General features: G+C 53.1%; 14 protein-coding genes and 1 rRNA gene. 8 read left to right on the forward strand and 7 right to left on the reverse strand.

What is annotated here, in order from left to right; genetic code table 11:
* Nucleotides 1–86: ribosomal RNA gene (gene rrf / locus PGR23_RS22800) — 5S ribosomal RNA — on the forward strand; the annotation flags it as partial.
* Between the two features lie 133 nt (nt 87–219).
* On the opposite strand, the gene mobB is transcribed toward rrf, so the two are convergent.
* Both mobB and mobA read right to left on the reverse strand, forming a co-directional pair.
* Nucleotides 220–729, reverse strand: a complete 510-nt coding sequence (gene mobB, locus PGR23_RS22805; RefSeq protein ID WP_396280063.1) for a molybdopterin-guanine dinucleotide biosynthesis protein MobB — start codon at nt 727–729, stop codon at nt 220–222.
* Nucleotides 726–1307, reverse strand: a complete 582-nt coding sequence (mobA, locus tag PGR23_RS22810) for a molybdenum cofactor guanylyltransferase MobA (protein WP_063414128.1) — start codon at nt 1305–1307, stop codon at nt 726–728. Before mobA ends, mobB begins: the two co-directional genes overlap by 4 nt.
* A gap of 71 nt (nt 1308–1378) precedes the next feature.
* On the opposite strand from mobA, the gene PGR23_RS22815 reads away from it, so the two are divergent.
* The 3 genes from PGR23_RS22815 (at nt 1379) to dsbA (ending at nt 3360) form a co-directional block, all read left to right on the forward strand.
* On the forward strand, nt 1379–1648 hold the full coding sequence (locus tag PGR23_RS22815; RefSeq protein ID WP_015368982.1) for a YihD family protein: 270 nt from the start codon (nt 1379–1381) through the stop codon (nt 1646–1648).
* A 75-nt stretch (nt 1649–1723) separates the two neighbouring features.
* Nucleotides 1724–2710 carry a serine/threonine protein kinase gene (locus PGR23_RS22820; protein WP_045395243.1) on the forward strand — a complete coding sequence of 329 codons (987 nt, stop codon included), beginning with the start codon at nt 1724–1726 and terminating at the stop codon, nt 2708–2710.
* Nucleotides 2711–2736: 26 nt separating this feature from the next.
* Nucleotides 2737–3360, forward strand: coding sequence for a thiol:disulfide interchange protein DsbA (gene dsbA / locus PGR23_RS22825; RefSeq protein WP_045395245.1), 624 nt, complete (start codon nt 2737–2739; stop codon nt 3358–3360).
* A gap of 43 nt (nt 3361–3403) precedes the next feature.
* On the opposite strand, the gene PGR23_RS22830 is transcribed toward dsbA, so the two are convergent.
* On the reverse strand, nt 3404–4306 hold the full coding sequence (locus tag PGR23_RS22830) for an acyltransferase (protein ID WP_045395247.1): 903 nt from the start codon (nt 4304–4306) through the stop codon (nt 3404–3406).
* Between the two features lie 396 nt (nt 4307–4702).
* On the opposite strand from PGR23_RS22830, the gene polA reads away from it, so the two are divergent.
* Nucleotides 4703–7483 carry a DNA polymerase I gene (polA, locus tag PGR23_RS22835; protein ID WP_045395250.1) on the forward strand — a complete coding sequence of 927 codons (2781 nt, stop codon included), beginning with the start codon at nt 4703–4705 and terminating at the stop codon, nt 7481–7483.
* 347 nt (nt 7484–7830) lie between these two features.
* Here the strand turns inward: polA and yihA are convergent, their stop codons facing one another.
* Entirely contained in the window at nt 7831–8463 is a 633-nt protein-coding gene (yihA, locus tag PGR23_RS22840) for a ribosome biogenesis GTP-binding protein YihA/YsxC (RefSeq protein WP_045395252.1), read from the reverse strand.
* Nucleotides 8464–9044: 581 nt separating this feature from the next.
* Between yihA and yihI the strand changes: the two genes are divergently transcribed.
* Both yihI and hemN read left to right on the forward strand, forming a co-directional pair.
* Nucleotides 9045–9557, forward strand: coding sequence for a Der GTPase-activating protein YihI (gene yihI / locus PGR23_RS22845; RefSeq protein WP_396280060.1), 513 nt, complete (start codon nt 9045–9047; stop codon nt 9555–9557).
* A 188-nt stretch (nt 9558–9745) separates the two neighbouring features.
* The gene (gene hemN, locus PGR23_RS22850; RefSeq protein WP_221695489.1) at nt 9746–11119 is read left to right on the forward strand and encodes an oxygen-independent coproporphyrinogen III oxidase; all 1374 of its coding nucleotides are present in this window, start codon (nt 9746–9748) and stop codon (nt 11117–11119) included.
* A gap of 54 nt (nt 11120–11173) precedes the next feature.
* Here hemN and glnG read toward each other — a convergent pair whose 3' ends face one another.
* From glnG to glnA, 3 genes are all read right to left on the reverse strand, one after another.
* Nucleotides 11174–12583, reverse strand: coding sequence for a nitrogen regulation protein NR(I) (glnG, locus tag PGR23_RS22855; protein WP_015368973.1), 1410 nt, complete (start codon nt 12581–12583; stop codon nt 11174–11176).
* An 8-nt stretch (nt 12584–12591) separates the two neighbouring features.
* Nucleotides 12592–13641, reverse strand: a complete 1050-nt coding sequence (glnL, locus tag PGR23_RS22860; protein ID WP_015368972.1) for a nitrogen regulation protein NR(II) — start codon at nt 13639–13641, stop codon at nt 12592–12594.
* A gap of 188 nt (nt 13642–13829) precedes the next feature.
* Entirely contained in the window at nt 13830–15239 is a 1410-nt protein-coding gene (gene glnA / locus PGR23_RS22865) for a glutamate--ammonia ligase (protein WP_015368971.1), read from the reverse strand.
* Nucleotides 15240–15615: 376 nt separating this feature from the next.
* Between glnA and typA the strand changes: the two genes are divergently transcribed.
* Nucleotides 15616–17439 carry a ribosome-dependent GTPase TypA gene (gene typA / locus PGR23_RS22870; protein ID WP_045378776.1) on the forward strand — a complete coding sequence of 608 codons (1824 nt, stop codon included), beginning with the start codon at nt 15616–15618 and terminating at the stop codon, nt 17437–17439.
* The last annotated feature ends 195 nt before the right edge of the window (nt 17440–17634 follow it).

The following is a 17634-nucleotide window of genomic DNA, read 5'->3' on the forward strand; positions in this document are numbered from 1 at the left end:
GACCCCATGCCGAACTCAGAAGTGAAACGCCGTAGCGCCGATGGTAGTGTGGGGTCTCCCCATGTGAGAGTAGGGAACTGCCAGGCATCAAATAAGAAGAACCCCGTACCGGAAGGTGCGGGGTTTTTTGCTGTGTGGCGTATAGCTCCCCCGGTGGCGCTGCGCTTACCGCTCCTTCCCCGGGCTACACCGCCTCCGGGAAAACATCCTATCTCTAAACTACGATTGCTTTTCTAACCAACTCGCAATAAACGTCGCGATCTGTGGGATATTATTTAAATCCAACAGCGGAAGTGACGTCGCGATGGGCACATCACTGGCCACGGCGATCGTATGTTCATCAATCACCAACTCTTCTACACGATGTCCGCTGTTTTGTCGGAAAAGAAGGATCTTTGGCACAGGTTCATGCTTAAAGCCCTCCACCAAAACGAAATCCAACTTGCTCGAATCCATTCTGCTTACCAGCCATTGAAGGTCTAATTCAGCCTCATCTGGGGTTTCTGTCATCAGCGCCCAGCGCTGCTTACTGGCGACAATGGTTTGTGAAGCGCCAGCTTTGCGCAACTCATAACTATCCTTGCCCGGCTTATCGACATCCATATCGTGATGAGTGTGCTTAATCAGCCCCGGCCGCAACCCTTTGGCGCAGAGTTCAGGAATAAGACGCTTTAATAATGTTGTTTTCCCGGTACCGCTCCATGCGGCGATCGCCAGTAAGGGGATCATGATGGCTCCTGCATTTGCTGCAACTCATCCAGCGTATTCACATTGATGAATGCTGATTTCACATCGCTGAAATTCACCGGGCGCCCACCCACCTGGCGCATAAAGACCATCACCCGGCGTTCTCCATGAGCAAGATAAGTCTCCAGTTCCGGTATGATTTGACGATGAACTAATGCAACGGCGGGATGATCGCGCTCGCCATCGTGTGCCCAAACCACCGGTGACGAGGCTTTCTGTTGTACAAAACGCTCGACCAGAAAAGAGGGGATGAACGGCGTGTCGCAGGGGCAAAAAACAAACCAGGGGCTATCTACCTGCTGCATAACGGCAAGCATTCCGGCCAGTGGACCTGGGTAATCATTCTGCGTATCGCGATATACCGGATATCCGCTGGCATGCCAGCGCTCAAGATGACGGTTAGCGCTAATCACTAACCTTGCTACCTGCGGCTCTAATGTATCCGCAACGTGACGCCAGAGAGGACGACCATTCAGCAGCTGCAATCCCTTATCAACACCGCCCATGCGCGTAGCTCTTCCACCCGCCAGCACGACGCCGGTTATTGCCTCGCTTTGCATATTAATATCGCCTCTTTCATTGTGGGATTGACCCTGTTAACTTGTCCCTATCAAGAGTAAGGAGCATGACTATGAAATGTAAACGCCTGAATGAAGTAATTGAGCTTCTCCAGCCTGCCTGGCAAAAAGAACCTGAACTGAACCTGATGCAATTCTTGCAGAAACTGGCGGCTGAAGCAGGTTACAAAGGTGAACTGGCCGATCTTTCTGATGATATTCTGATTTATCACCTGAAGATGCGTGATTCATCGAAAGAGGCCGTCATCCCGGGTATACAGAAAGATTATGAAGAGGATTTCAAAACCGCACTACTACGCGCGCGCGGTGTTATTAAAGAGTAAAAGGTTGTAAGTGCTGCCGCGAAACCGGCTACGAGATGATATCCTGAAGCATTCGTACGATTATCGGATGTCAGGATGCACGATAAGGCTTTTACTTTTCAGACGCTTCACCCGGATACCATCATTGATGGATTATTCGATCTGGGAATGCGGGTCGACTCCGGTCTGACTCCGCTTAATAGCTATGAGAACCGTGTTTACCAGTTTCAGGACGAAGATCGCCGCCGCTACGTGGTGAAGTTCTATCGTCCTGAACGCTGGTCTGCAGAACAGATCCTCGAAGAACACCAGTTTGCGCTTCAGCTCGTAGAGGATGAAGTGCCCGTTGCCGCGCCGCTCTTGTTTAACGACAGCACGCTACATCAACATCAGGGATTCTTCTTTGCCGTCTTCCCAAGCCTCGGCGGCCGCCAGTTCGAAGCAGATAATCTTGACCAAATAGAATGGGTCGGGCGCTATCTTGGCCGCCTGCACCAGACCGGTCGTAAGCAGCGTTTTAATGCGCGTCCGGAAATTGGCGTACAAGAATATCTGTTGGAACCACGCCAGGTATTTGAACAGGCCACGCTTATTCCATCTGGCCTGAAGGCTGATTTCCTGGGTGCGGCTGATAAACTCATCGATGCCGTCAGGTCGCAGTGGCACGGGCGTGCGGATACGCTTCGTCTGCATGGCGACTGCCACGCCGGCAATATCCTGTGGCGCGATGGGCCGCTGTTTGTTGATTTAGATGATGCCCGCACCGGCCCGGCAGTACAGGATCTCTGGATGCTGCTGAATGGCGATAAAGCCGAACAGCGCATGCAGCTGGAGACCATCATTGAGGCCTATGAAGAATTCAGTCCCTTCAACACGGACGAAATCGCTCTCATCGAACCTTTACGCGCCATGCGTTTAGTTTATTATCTGGCGTGGCTGCTCAGGCGTTGGGACGATCCTGCTTTCCCTATAAATTTCCCATGGTTAACCGGGGAAGATTATTGGCGCGGGCAGACTGCAACATTTCTTGAGCAGGTGAAGGTTCTGCAGGAACCCCCTCTTCAGTTAACGCCAATGTATTAATGTGATATATCAGGAGAGAAATAATCATGAAAAAAATTTGGCTGGCGCTGGCTGGTATGATTCTGGCTTTCAGTGCATCCGCTGCCCAGATCACCGACGGCAAGCAGTACACCACCCTTGATAAGCCGGTTGCAGGCGAACCTCAGGTCCTTGAGTTCTTCTCATTCTACTGCCCGCACTGCTATCAGTTTGAAGAAGTGCTGCACGTTTCCGACAACGTACGTCAGAAACTGCCGGAAGGCACCAAAATGACCAAGTATCACGTTGAATTCCTGGGCCCGTTGGGTAAAGACCTGACCCAGGCATGGGCTGTGGCGATCGCGCTGGGCGTTGAAGATAAAATTACCGCGCCGATGTTTGAAGCGGTACAGAAAACTCAAACCGTTCAGTCCACTGCCGACATCCGTAAAGTCTTCGTTGATGCGGGCGTTAAAGGTGAAGATTACGACGCGGCATGGAACAGCTTTGTGGTGAAGTCTCTGGTCGCACAGCAAGAGAAAGCCGCAGCCGATTTACAGCTGCAGGGCGTTCCGGCGATGTTTGTTAATGGTAAATACCAGCTGAACCCGCAGGGTATGGATACCAGCAACATGGACGCGTTTGTTTCTCAGTACGCAGATACTGTGAAACAACTGGTTGAAAAGAAATAAAAAAATGCCGGTCACTGACCGGCTTTTTTTATCGACTAAATAGTTACGACTTTTCGTTACCCTGCATAATGTCAGTGAGCTGACGATCTTTTTCTTCCCAAAGCCCATTCAGCCAGCGCTGGAAACCACGCTTAAAGTTTTTATCATTGACGTAATCACCGTGTAATTCCTCGCCAATCGGCACCAGATTAATACGTACCACGATACGCGTCAGGCGGCCGCTTAACATATCGTAAAACGGCCTGGTATTATTGTCCGGATAGCACAGCGTAACGTTCAGTAGCTTATCGAACTGTGCGCCGAGGACGTTTAACGCCATCGCTATGCCCGCAGCTTTAGGCGGCAGCAGGTTGTGGTAAGGCGAGCGCGTCTCGCGCTTCTTTTCTGCGGTAAACCTTGAGCCTTCGACGAAATTGACGATGGTAGTCGGATGAGAACGGAATTTTTCACATGAGCGGCGAGTCGTTTCGACGTCTTTACCGCGGCGTTCCGGGTGGCGCAGTAAGTAGCCGCGCGAATAACGGCGCATAAAAGGCATATCAAGCGCCCAGCAGGCCAGGCCGATAAACGGTACCCAGGCCAACTGCTGCTTGAGAAAATACTTATTCATTGGGATATGTTTGCGAAACAGGACGCAAAGTACCACGATATCCGCCCAGCTGTGATGATTGCTGATAAGCAGATACCAGTTCTTTTTATTCAGCCCTTCCAGCCCCTGAACATCCCATTTCAACCATGGGTTGAGATGCAGCAGCAGCGCCAGTCCTTCGCACCAGCAATACATCATGAAATTGCAAAAAACAGAAATAGAACGCCAAACCGCCGGGATAGGTACCAGCAGTTTAATCAGCCCGGCGATGATAATCGGCACGGAACAGATAATGGTGACTAAGATGGTAAGGGCGATACTCAGCGGGAGTGTTATCGCAGCGAGAAATCTCGACATAGTTAGTTTATTCAGAAAGTTAGGCCGGCAAAGAACGTTCTTAAACCGCGCAAGGGGCTGATTTTACCAGAAAACGCGGCAAATAACGGGTCTTACCAGAACAGAAAAAAACGCGAATCTTATATCCACATGGAACATTGAGTCATCATGAAGCATATATAGCCTTGGGTGCATAATTAATGCATTGATATATAATGATTTATAAGATTCTTTGTTACATGGTTTAGGCTTTTTTGGCTGAGGCGATAAAACTATGCACAAAGTTATCCACAGATAATATTGTGCAGCGATTCACCTCTGCGATGAATCTTTTCGGCTAAATGCGGGAAAAATTCAGGATTTCATGCCCGTCTGTGGCATCCTTTACCCATAATCTGATAAACAGGCACGGAAATTATGGTTCAGATCCCAGAAAACCCTCTCATCCTCGTCGACGGCTCCTCTTATCTCTACCGGGCTTACCACGCCTTCCCGCCGCTAACCAATAGCGCAGGGGAGCCTACCGGTGCAATGTACGGCGTTCTGAATATGCTGCGTAGCCTGATCCTGCAGTATCAGCCGACGCATGCCGTCGTGGTATTTGATGCCAAAGGGAAAACCTTCCGTGACGAATTGTTTGAGCACTACAAATCACATCGTCCGCCGATGCCGGACGATCTACGCGCGCAGATCGAACCTCTGCACAAGATGGTGAAGGCGATGGGGCTGCCGCTGATGGCGGTGCCTGGCGTTGAAGCGGATGACGTTATCGGCACGCTGGCTCGCGAAGCGGAAAAAGTGGGCCGTCCGGTACTGATCAGCACCGGCGATAAAGATATGGCTCAGCTGGTGACGCCGGGCATTACCTTAATCAACACCATGACCAACACTATTCTCGGCCCGGAAGAGGTCGTGAATAAGTACGGCGTACCGCCGGAACTGATTATTGATTTCCTGGCGCTGATGGGCGACTCCTCAGATAACATACCTGGCGTCCCGGGCGTAGGGGAAAAAACGGCGCAGGCGCTACTGCAGGGATTGGGCGGTCTGGATGCGCTCTATGCGGAACCAGAAAAAATCGCCGGGCTGACCTTCCGAGGCGCGAAAACGATGGCGGCGAAGCTGGAGCAGAACAAAGAGGTGGCCTACCTCTCTTATCAACTTGCCACAATAAAAACCGATGTGGAGCTGGATCTCGGCTGCGAAGAGCTATTAGTTGCGCAGCCGGCGGCAGATGAGCTGCTGGCGTTGTTTAAGCAATATGAATTCAAACGTTGGATCACCGATGTCGAATCCGGCAAATGGCTACAGGGGAAAGGCGCTAAACCAGCGGCAAAACCAGCTGAAGCTGCGGTGATTGTGGAAGAAGAGGTCGCCGCGACGCTCTCTGCCGAGCACTATGTGACGATCCTGGATGAAGCGACGCTGGTTGAATGGATTGCCAAACTGAAGAAAGCGCCGCTATTCGCTTTTGATACCGAAACGGATAGCCTCGATAACATTTCCGCCAATATGGTTGGTCTGTCATTCGCGATTGAGCCTGGCGTCGCGGCTTATGTGCCGGTGGCCCATGATTATCTCGACGCGCCGGATCAGATCCCACGTGAACGCGTGCTGGAGCTGCTCAAGCCGCTGCTGGAAGATGACAAGGTGCTAAAAGTAGGGCAAAACCTGAAGTACGATCGCGGCATCCTGGCCAACTACGACATTGAACTGCGTGGTATTGCCTTCGACACCATGCTGGAATCCTACACCCTCGACAGCGTCGCGGGTCGACATGATATGGATAGCCTGTCCGATCGCTGGTTGAAACACAAAACCATCACCTTTGAAGAGATTGCCGGTAAGGGAAAAAATCAGCTTACCTTCAATCAGATCGCCCTGGAAGAGGCCGGTCGTTACGCCGCGGAGGATGCTGACGTGACGCTGCAACTGCATCTGAAGATGTGGCCGCAGCTGCAGCAGCATGAAGGCCCGCTGAATATCTTTAAAAATATCGAGATGCCGCTGGTGCCGGTGCTGTCGCGGGTTGAGCGCAACGGCGTGAAGATCGATCCGGCGGTGCTACATGCGCATTCGCAGGAGATCGCGAAGCGTCTGGTTGAGCTGGAACAACGCGCCCATGAGATTGCCGGTGAGGAGTTCAACCTCTCTTCTACCAAACAGTTACAAACCATCCTGTTTGAAAAGCAGGGCATCAAGCCGCTGAAGAAAACGCCAGGCGGCGCGCCGTCGACTTCTGAAGAGGTGCTGGAGGAACTGGCGCTGGATTATCCGCTGCCGAAGGTGATCCTCGAGTATCGCGGGCTGGCGAAGCTGAAATCGACTTATACCGATAAGCTGCCGCTGATGATTAACCCAAAAACCGGCCGTGTTCATACCTCGTATCATCAGGCGGTAACGGCGACCGGGCGGCTCTCTTCGACCGATCCTAACCTGCAGAACATTCCGGTGCGTAATGACGAAGGTCGCCGCATTCGTCAGGCGTTTATTGCGCCTGAGGATTACCTGATTGTGTCTGCCGACTATTCGCAGATTGAGCTGCGCATCATGGCGCACCTGTCGCGCGATGAAGGGCTGCTGAAGGCTTTTGCGGAAGGTAAGGATATTCACCGCGCCACCGCGGCAGAGGTGTTTGGCCTACCGCTGGAAAGCGTCAGTAATGAACAGCGCCGTAGCGCGAAGGCGATTAACTTCGGCCTGATTTACGGCATGAGCGCATTTGGGCTGGCGCGTCAGCTGAATATTCCGCGTAAAGAAGCGCAGAAGTATATGGACCTCTATTTCGAGCGCTATCCGGGCGTACTGGACTATATGGAACGTACCCGCGCGCAGGCGAAAGAGCAGGGCTATGTCGAAACGCTGGAAGGGCGCCGTCTGTACCTGCCGGATATCAAATCCAGCAATGGCGCCCGCCGCGCGGGCGCGGAACGAGCGGCTATCAACGCTCCGATGCAGGGAACGGCGGCGGATATTATTAAGCGGGCGATGATTGCCGTTGATGACTGGCTGCTGAGCGAAAAACCGCGCGTGCGGATGATCATGCAGGTGCACGATGAACTGGTGTTTGAAGTGCACAAAGACGATCTGGACAGCGTATCGAAGAAGGTGCATGAGTTAATGGAAAACAGTACCACCCTGGCCGTGCCGTTATTAGTGGAAGTCGGTAGCGGCGAAAACTGGGATCAAGCGCACTAAGTGGGCAATCTGTAAGGCTCTTTTTTGTAAGTAAGCAACATAACTTATAGATTTTTGTGATGGTCATTTGAATTTGTTATGTAAATAGTGAAAAAAAACTACAAAAAGTGCTTTATCCATAACCGAAAGAAGAGTAAAGTTATTCGCGTAGGGTACAGAGGTAAGATGTTCTATCTTTCAGACCTTTTACTTCACGTAATCGGATTTGGCTGAATATTTTAGCCGCCCCGGTCATTTATGACCGGGGCGTTTTTTATTGCGCGAAAGAAAAGTTTTACGTGCTGACAACAGCGCAAAATGAACGTCCGGATAGGGCGCTGGGCGCCATTATCCGGAAAAAGCGGGGGTTACTCTGCGTCTTCGGCGGCTTCTTGCGGCGGGATTTCGTTAAACCAGCTATCCAGCTTCTGACGCAACTTATCCACGCCAGATTTTTTCAGCGAAGAGAAAGGTTCAACCTGGATATCGCCATTGAAGGCCAGTACCGCTTCACGCACCATATTGACCTGCGCTTTACGCGCGCCGCTGGCGAGCTTATCGGCTTTGGTTAGCAGCACCAGCACCTGAATATCGCTTTCTACCGCCCACTCGATCATCTGCTGATCGAGATCTTTCAGCGGATGACGAATATCCATCAATACCACCAGGCCTTTCAGGCACAGACGTTTTTCAAGATACTCACCCAGCGCTTTCTGCCATTTGATTTTCATCTCTTCCGGCACCTGCGCGTAGCCATAACCCGGCAAGTCGACCAGGCGTTTACCTTCCGCAACCTCAAACAGGTTGATAAGCTGGGTACGACCCGGCGTTTTTGACGTACGCGCCAGGCTTTTCTGGTTAGTCAGCGTATTAAGGGCGCTGGATTTGCCCGCATTTGAGCGGCCAGCGAATGCCACTTCGATTCCGGTATCGGATGGAAGATGGCGGATATCAGGCGCGCTCGTAACGAAATGCGTCTGTTGATAATTCCAGTTGGTCAAGACTGTCGTCTCCGTAAAATCAGGCTATGGCGGGGATTATACCTGAAAGGCAGAAAAAGGCTGTTTTTACCGCACGCCGTCACTGTAAGTAAAAACCATACGCTTTGTGAGACATTGCCCATAAGGACTATACGAAATTTGTGAGAAAAACCTGACGTCAAATTCATAGATCACCGTTAAATCATGCTGTTACAGGAAACTCCATATCCTTAAGCTATCTTTTCATCCTACAGGTGGTTGTCGATTTCCGGCAAAACGGTAAAGTAGTGGGCAAAGGCGAGGAAGCCAGAGGATTACGACTCAGGACGAGGGGTCAGGAGCGCCAGGAGGCGAAGACCAGGATTGTCAGGATGACAAACGTCTGGAGACGTTTTAAAAGGGAAAGGGATAGAACAAGGACCGTTGGAAGCTAAGGGAAAGACAGGGTAAGTCGATAGCTGACATGGAAAGTGGAAACCCGTTAAGGGTTGTGAGTGCGGAAAAAGGCGACAGATTAATCTGTCGCCTTTTTTCTTTGCTTGCTTTCTGCTAGATTCCGCCTCAATTCTATACTGAAGAAAACTGTCTGAAGATCACACATCATGAAAAAACCGGCATCCGCATCGCGCGGTAAAGCACGTGGTAAGTCGCGTGAAGAGTTGAACCAGGAAGCACGCGACCGTAAACGTCAGAAAAAACACCGCGGCCATGCCGCAGGCAGCCGCGCCAGCGGCGGCGATGCTGCTTCAGCAAGCAAAGGTCGCAGCCAGCAGCAGGACCCACGTATTGGCAGCAAAAAACCGATCCCGCTGGGCGTGACTGAAAGCACCCCGGCCGTTAAGCAGCACAAACCGAAGAGCGAGAAACCTATGCTTTCACCGCAGGCTGAGCTGGATTTGCTGGAGAATGATGAGCGCCTGGACGCGCTGCTGGAACGTCTGGAAGAGGGCGGTACCCTGAATGCTGAAGAGCAGGCCTGGGTCGATGCCAAACTGGATCGTATTGACGCGCTGATGCAGCAGCTTGGCCTCTCCTATGATGACGACGAGGACGAGGACGAGGAAGAAGAAGAGCGTCAGGAAGATATGATGCGTCTGCTGAAGGGTGGAAACTAACGTTTGCATCCCATCGGATTCCCGGTACTGCTTATAACCCTTCTGGTTATATGTTATCTGCTGTGGTTATTCGTTAAACTAAGACGGTTGTCGCGGCGTCAAAAATGGCTGCGCAACCGGCTCATGACCCGAGGTGCGGTTGGGCCGGCACGGCGTACCCGTCGGCGGCATCATCGGAAGGAGTGAGCATGTCTGAGCAGTTAATCGACTGGGATCTGGCCCTTATCCAGAAATATAACTATTCCGGGCCGCGATATACCTCGTATCCCACCGCGCTGGAGTTTTCTCCGGCGTTCGGCGCTGCTGATTTTGCCGCCGCCGTCGCCCGCTACCCGCAGCGCCCGCTGTCGCTGTACGTCCATATCCCGTTCTGCCATAAGCTCTGCTATTTCTGCGGCTGTAATAAGATTGTCACCCGTCAGCAGCATAAGGCCGATCAGTATCTTGATGTCCTTGAGCAGGAAATTATTCACCGCGCGCCGCTTTTTGCCGGCCGTCAGGTTAGCCAGCTGCACTGGGGCGGCGGTACGCCAACCTATCTCAACAAAGCGCAAATCAGCCGCTTGATGAATCTGCTGCGCGACCACTTTAACTTCAACGCCGATGCGGAAATCTCAATTGAGGTTGATCCGCGTGAAATCGAACTGGATGTACTGGATCATTTACGATCCGCAGGGTTCAACCGTCTGAGCATGGGGGTGCAGGATTTCAATAAAGAAGTACAGCGCCTGGTGAACCGTGAACAAGATGAAGAATTCATCTTTGCGCTGCTGCGTCATGCGCGTGAGATTGGCTTCACATCGACCAACATCGATTTGATTTACGGTCTGCCGAAGCAAACGCCGGAAAGCTTTGCCTTCACGCTGCAGAAAGTGGCTGAACTCAACCCGGACCGTCTGAGCGTCTTTAACTACGCGCATCTGCCAACGTTATTCGCTGCGCAGCGCAAAATTAAAGACGCAGATTTACCGAGCGCAGAGCAGAAACTGGATATCCTGCAGGAAACCATCGCTTCGCTTACCAAAGCGGGCTATCAGTTTATCGGCATGGACCACTTTGCCCGGCCGGACGATGAACTGGCAATTGCCCAGCGCGAAGGCGTGCTGCACCGCAACTTCCAGGGATACACCACCCAGGGCGATACCGATCTGCTCGGAATGGGCGTGTCGGCGATCAGTATGATTGGCGACTGCTACGCGCAGAACCAGAAAGAGCTGAAACAGTATTATCAACAGGTCGATGAAAGCGGTACCGCGCTGTGGCGGGGTATTGCGTTAACCCGCGATGATTGTATCCGCCGGGATGTCATTAAGGCCCTGATTTGCAACTTCCGTCTTGAGTTCGCGGCGGTTGAAACGCAGTGGGATCTTATCTTCAACGATTACTTTGCCGAAGATATGAAATTGCTGGCGCCGCTGGCGAAAGACGGGCTGGTGGATGTGGATGAAAAAGGAATACAGGTCACGGCAAAAGGCCGTCTGTTGATTCGTAACATCTGTATGTGCTTCGATGCCTATCTGCGGCAGAAAGCGCGCCTGCAGCAGTTCTCTCGCGTTATTTAAGCGAATCCCGGTGAGCCAGCTCACCGGGCGTTCATTTCGCCGCTAAGACCGGTGTTATTCCATTCCCAGCTCTTTTAGCTTCCGTGTTAACGTATTTCGCCCCCAGCCCAGCAGGCGAGCGGCTTCCTGCTTATGCCCTTGCGTATGACGCAGCGCGGTGGTGAGCAATGCACGCTCCATCTCCGGCTGCGCTTCTGATAGCAGGTTTTGATGACCGGAACGCAGGGCACGGTCAGCCCATTGCCCCAGCAGCGTCGCCCAGCTATCCGGTTGGATCTGCGTTGGGCTATCGGGAATCGACGTTTCGAACAGCTCAGACGGCAGATCCTGGGTCAATACCTCCTGGCCTGCTGCCATCACCGTTAGCCAGCGACAGGTGTTCTCCAGCTGTCGTACGTTACCGGGCCAGGCCAACCGCGTCAGCGCCGCTTCCGTTTCCGGATGCAGCTGCTTGGCTTCGACGCCCAGTTCGCGGGCGGCAATCTGCAGGAAGTGGCGCGCCAGGCGCGGAATATCTTCCCGGCGTTCGCGCAGCGGCGGCAAATGTACGCGAATCACGTTCAGGCGATGGAACAAATCTTCACGGAATTTTCCTTCCTGCACGCGTAGCTCAAGGTTCTGGTGGGTCGCGGCAATAATCCGCACATCGACTTTCACCGGCGCATAACCGCCAACGCGATAAAATTGACCGTCAGCCAGCACGCGCAGCAGTCGCGTCTGAACATCCAGCGGCATATCGCCAATTTCATCAAGGAACAGCGTACCGCCATCGGCCTGCTCAAAACGCCCCTGACGGACGGTATTGGCGCCGGTAAAAGCTCCTTTTTCATGACCGAACAGCTCCGATTCAATCAAATCTTTCGGAATGGCCGCCATGTTAAGGGCGATAAACGGCGATTTGGCGCGTGGACTGTGGCGATGCAGCGCGTGGGCGACCAGCTCTTTACCGGTACCTGATTCGCCGTTGATCAGTACGCTGATTGAGGAGCGTGACAGTCGGCCAATGATGCGAAACACATCCTGCATCGCCGGCGCTTCGCCAATAATATCGGCCGTCGGGCTGCTGACCGGCGTATTACGCGGCTGCTGCTGCTCCTGATAATGGCTAATCGCACGGTCAACCAGCGCGACAGCCTCATCGATATCAAAAGGTTTCGGCAGGTAATCAAAGGCCCCCTGCTGATAGGCGCTGACGGCGGCATCGAGATCCGAGTGCGCGGTCATAATGATGACCGGAAGCATCGGATGGCGTTGTTTAATCTGCTTTAACAGCGCCAGGCCGTCCATCCCAGGCATGCGAATGTCGGAAAGTAAAACGTCCGGCGTTTTGGTAGTGAGGGCATCAAGCACCTCATTGCCGCTCTCAAACGTGGTGCAGCTTAAACCCGCTCCGGTGAGTGCGCGTTCAAGCACCCAACGGATGGAGCTATCGTCATCGACTACCCAGGCTATCCCTCGTTGCATAAACACCTCTATTTCCGAATAGGCAGGTATACCGAGAACTCGGTATGGCCTGGCCAACTGGTAAATTCAATTTTGCCGGAGTGCTGATCGATAAGACTGCGGGCGATGGAAAGCCCAAGACCGGTACCGCCTTCGCGGCCGCTAACCATGGGGTAAAACAGCGTATCCTGCAGATGGGGCGGGATACCGGGCCCGTTATCTTCCACGTCGATACGCGCCGCCAGACGGTAACGTACGCCGTGGAGCGTGAGCTGAAAGGCGGTTCGGGTGCGCAGGATGATTTCGCCGCCCTCGGGCCCCAGGGCCTGCAGCGCGTTGCGCACGATATTCAGCAGCACTTGCTCGATTTGTTCCGGGTCGTGGGCCAGCTCAGGCAGGCTCGGGTCGTAATCGCGGATCAATTTGACGTTATCCGGCAGCTCCATGGAGACCAGCGCCACCACGCGCTCCGCGACTTTATGAATGCTTTCCGTGATGTGCATACCGGGATGCTGCGGCCCCAGCAGGCGATCGACCAGGTTACGTAACCTGTCGGCCTGTTCAATAATCACTTGGGTATATTCCATCAGCGCGGGATCCGGTAGCGCTTTACTCAATAGCTGCGCCGCGCCGCGCAGGCCGCCGAGCGGGTTTTTAATCTCATGCGCCAGACCGCGCACTAAATCGCGCGCAGCCACCTGCTGAGCATGCTGCAGCTGTTCCTGGCTCAAACGACGCTGGTTATCCATCGGCGACATCTCAAGCAGGATATAGCCTTCAGGCAGGCGCTGAGCGGTGAGGGAGAGAATGTGCGAGCGGCCATCAATCACCAGCGTCACTTCGTTATCCGTGAAGCCCTGACCCGCCTGCAGGCTCTCCTGCATCAGGCCAATGTTTAACGAAAAGTAGCTCAGCAATTCCGGCAGCGGCGTACCGAATAATTTACGCGAGCTTTGCGCCAGTAACTGCTGGGCTGCCGGGTTGGCATAATGCACCGCGAGGTCGTCATCGACTAATAAGATACTGTGGATCAGCGAGTTGAGGATCTGCCCAGCATCGGGCTGTGTGCCTGTTGCCATCTGACAGTCTCCTGAAATGGTTGCACTATTTTAGTGCAGTATAGCTTTTTACCAATAAAAAGCGCGAGAGATCAGCGTGTTGCTGGTGAAAAAAGCCCATCCTGGGATGGGCTGAAAGTTTCCACGGCAACAAAACATCCCTGGTATCCCGTGCCACAACACGGGAACACCATGGATTTACAGCAAAATCAGACGCTGTAGTACAGTTCGAACTCAACCGGGTGCGGAGTCATACGTACGCGGTCGTTTTCTTCAATGCGCAGGGCGATGTAAGCATCGATAGCTTCGTCAGTGAAGACGCCGCCTGCGGTCAGGAACTCGCGGTCTGCATCCAGAGCCTGCAGGGCTTCTTCCAGAGAACCTGCAACCTGCGGGATTTCTTTCGCTTCTTCCGGCGGCAGATCGTACAGGTTTTTGTCCATCGCATCGCCAGGATGGATTTTGTTTTTAATACCGTCGAGGCCGGCCATCAGCAGCGCGGCAAAGCACAGGTACGGGTTGGCAGCCGGGTCCGGGAAGCGCACTTCGATACGACGCGCTTTCGGAGAGGCGACCACTGGAATACGGATGGAAGCAGAGCGGTTACGGGCGGAGTAAGCCAGCATGACCGGCGCTTCGTAACCCGGGACCAGACGCTTGTAGGAGTTGGTGGTCGGGTTCGCCAGGGCGTTGATCGCTTTAGCGTGCTTGATAACACCGCCGATGTAGTGCAGCGCTTGCTCAGACAGGCCCGCGTATTTGTCGCCGGAGAACAGGTTTACGCCGTTCTTGGACAGGGACATGTGGCAGTGCATACCGGAACCGTTATCGCCAAACATTGGTTTTGGCATGAAGGTCGCGGTTTTACCGAAACGGTGAGCGACGTTGTGTACAACGTATTTGTAGATCTGAATTTCGTCCGCTTTTTTGGTCATGGTGTTGAAGCGGGTGGCGATTTCGTTCTGACCTGCAGTTGCCACTTCGTGGTGGTGAGCTTCAACAACCAGGCCCATCTCTTCCATGATCATACACATGGTAGAGCGGATGTCCTGAGAGGAGTCTACCGGCGGAACCGGGAAGTAACCGCCTTTCACGCCCGGACGGTGGCCTTTGTTGCCGCCTTCGTATTTGGTAGAAGAGTTCCATGCGCCTTCGATATCGTCAATGGCCACGTGGGAACCAGAGATGGATGCGCCAAAGCGGATGTCGTCGAACAGGAAGAATTCTGGTTCCGGCCCGAACAGAACGGTGTCGGCGATGCCGGTGGCGCGCAGGTATTCTTCAGCGCGCTTGGCGATAGAGCGCGGGTCGCGGTCGTAGCCCTGCAGGGTGCCTGGTTCCAGGATATCGCAGCGGATGATCAGCGTCGGTTCTTCGTAGAACGGGTCGATCAGCGCCGTGGTGGCATCCGGCATCAGGACCATGTCGGATTCGTTAATACCTTTCCAACCGCCAATCGAGGAGCCATCAAACATTTTGCCTTCTTCAAAGAATTCGGCATTTACCTGATGGGAAGGAATCGTGACGTGCTGTTCTTTACCTTTGGTATCGGTGAAGCGCAGATCGACAAACTTCACTTCGTGCTCGTTCAGCATCGTCAAAACGTGTTCAGCGGACATACTTAAACTCTCCCGGATTGGTCATTGTCGTCGTGGTAACGAACTTCTTACTACTTAAAAGTGGCGTTGTTGCCTTAAAAAATATAAAGCGAAATCTGTGCCAACTTTTAAAAGTACGGTAAAACGCTGTATCATGCGCACCATAGTGCAAAAGGACTGCACCATGATGGAGATAATGCACCAAAATAGTGCCTCGATGTGAACATTGAGCACCATTTTGGTGCAATTTTTATTACGGTGCCCTTTTATCGCTCCGTGAAAGCGATCACAAACAAACTCTGCAATACTTGTTTGCGGAGGATCTTTGTGATCCTGTTCAGTCCTTCGCTTAATACGTGTACAATAACGCGCTATTTCTAATGCCTGAGGCAAAGTTGTGATCGAAAATCTGCGTAATATCGCCATCATCGCGCACGTCGACCATGGTAAAACTACCCTGGTTGATAAGCTGCTACAGCAATCCGGTACGTTCGACGCACGTACTGAAGCACAAGAACGTGTGATGGACTCCAACGATTTGGAGAAAGAGCGTGGGATTACCATCCTCGCTAAAAACACTGCAATCAAATGGAATGATTACCGTATCAACATCGTTGATACCCCAGGGCACGCCGACTTCGGAGGTGAAGTTGAGCGTGTTATGTCCATGGTTGACTCTGTGCTGCTGGTGGTTGATGCCTTTGATGGCCCGATGCCGCAGACGCGCTTTGTTACCAAAAAAGCGTTTGCTCACGGTCTGAAGCCGATCGTGGTCATCAACAAAGTTGACCGTCCGGGTGCGCGTCCGGATTGGGTTGTCGACCAGGTATTCGACCTGTTCGTTAACCTCGACGCGACCGACGAACAGCTGGACTTCCCGATCGTTTACGCTTCCGCGCTGAACGGTATCGCGGGTCTGGACCACGAAGACATGGCTGACGACATGACCCCGCTGTACCAGGCGATTGTTGACCGTGTACCGGCGCCGGACGTTGACCTTGACGGTCCGCTGCAGATGCAAATCTCCCAGCTCGACTACAACAACTACGTTGGCGTAATCGGCATTGGTCGCATCAAGCGCGGTAAAGTGAAGCCGAACCAGCAGATCACTATCATCGATAGCGAAGGGAAAACCCGCAACGGTAAAGTTGGTAAAGTACTGACTCACCTGGGTCTCGAGCGTATCGAGAGCGACGTAGCCGAAGCCGGCGACATCATCGCGATCACCGGTCTGGGCGAGCTGAACATCTCCGACACCATCTGCGACCCGCAGAACGTCGAAGCGCTGCCGGCGCTGTCTGTTGATGAGCCGACCGTATCTATGTTCTTCAACGTCAACACCTCTCCGTTCTGCGGTAAAGAAGGTAAGTTCGTTACCTCTCGCCAGATCCTGGACCGTCTGAACAAAGAGCTGGTGCACAACGTTGCGCTGCGCGTTGAAGAAACCGAAGACGCCGATGCGTTCCGCGTTTCTGGTCGTGGTGAACTGCACCTGTCCGTTCTGATTGAAAACATGCGTCGTGAAGGTTTCGAGATGGCGGTTTCCCGTCCGAAAGTTATCTTCCGCGAAATCGATGGCCGTAAACAAGAGCCGTTCGAGAATGTGACGCTGGACGTCGAAGAGCAGCACCAGGGTTCTGTCATGCAGGCGCTGGGTGAGCGTAAAGGCGACCTGAAAAACATGAATCCAGACGGTAAGGGCCGCGTACGTCTCGACTACGTGATCCCAAGCCGTGGTCTGATCGGCTTCCGTTCAGAGTTCATGACCATGACTTCCGGTACCGGTCTGCTGTACTCCACCTTCAGCCACTACGACGACGTTCGTCCGGGCGAAGTGGGCCAGCGTAACAACGGCGTACTGATCTCTAACGGTCAGGGTAAAGCGGTTGCGTTCGCACTGTTCGGCCTGCAGGATCGCGGTAAGCTGTTCCTCGGCCACGGCGCTGAAGTTTACGAAGGTCAGATTATCGGTATTCACAGCCGTTCTAATGACCTGACGGTAAACTGCCTGACCGGTAAGAAACTGACTAACATGCGTGCGTCCGGTACTGACGAAGCAACGGTTCTGGTTCCGCCGGTTAAGATGACCCTGGAGCAAGCTCTGGAGTTCATCGATGACGACGAACTGGTAGAAGTTACTCCGACGTCTATCCGTATCCGTAAACGTCACCTGACCGAGAACGATCGTAAACGCGCTATGCGCGGTGCAAAAGAAGAGTAATTACCCTTCTTGCTACCCTTCAAACCTCGCCTCTCCGGCGGGGTTTTTTTATGCCTGTTCCTCATGCTTATCACCTGGGCGGCGCCAGTGTCGCTCCGGGAGAGAGCTCGGTCACAATTATTCTTAAAGCTTGCGACAGCAATTGCTTTCTTTTTTTGCTCAAGAGTAAGATGAGTTATCTGGTTTAAACCAAAT

The sequence above is a fragment of the Klebsiella sp. 141162 genome (assembly GCF_050600755.1).
GTDB lineage: Bacteria > Pseudomonadota > Gammaproteobacteria > Enterobacterales > Enterobacteriaceae > Klebsiella > Klebsiella aerogenes.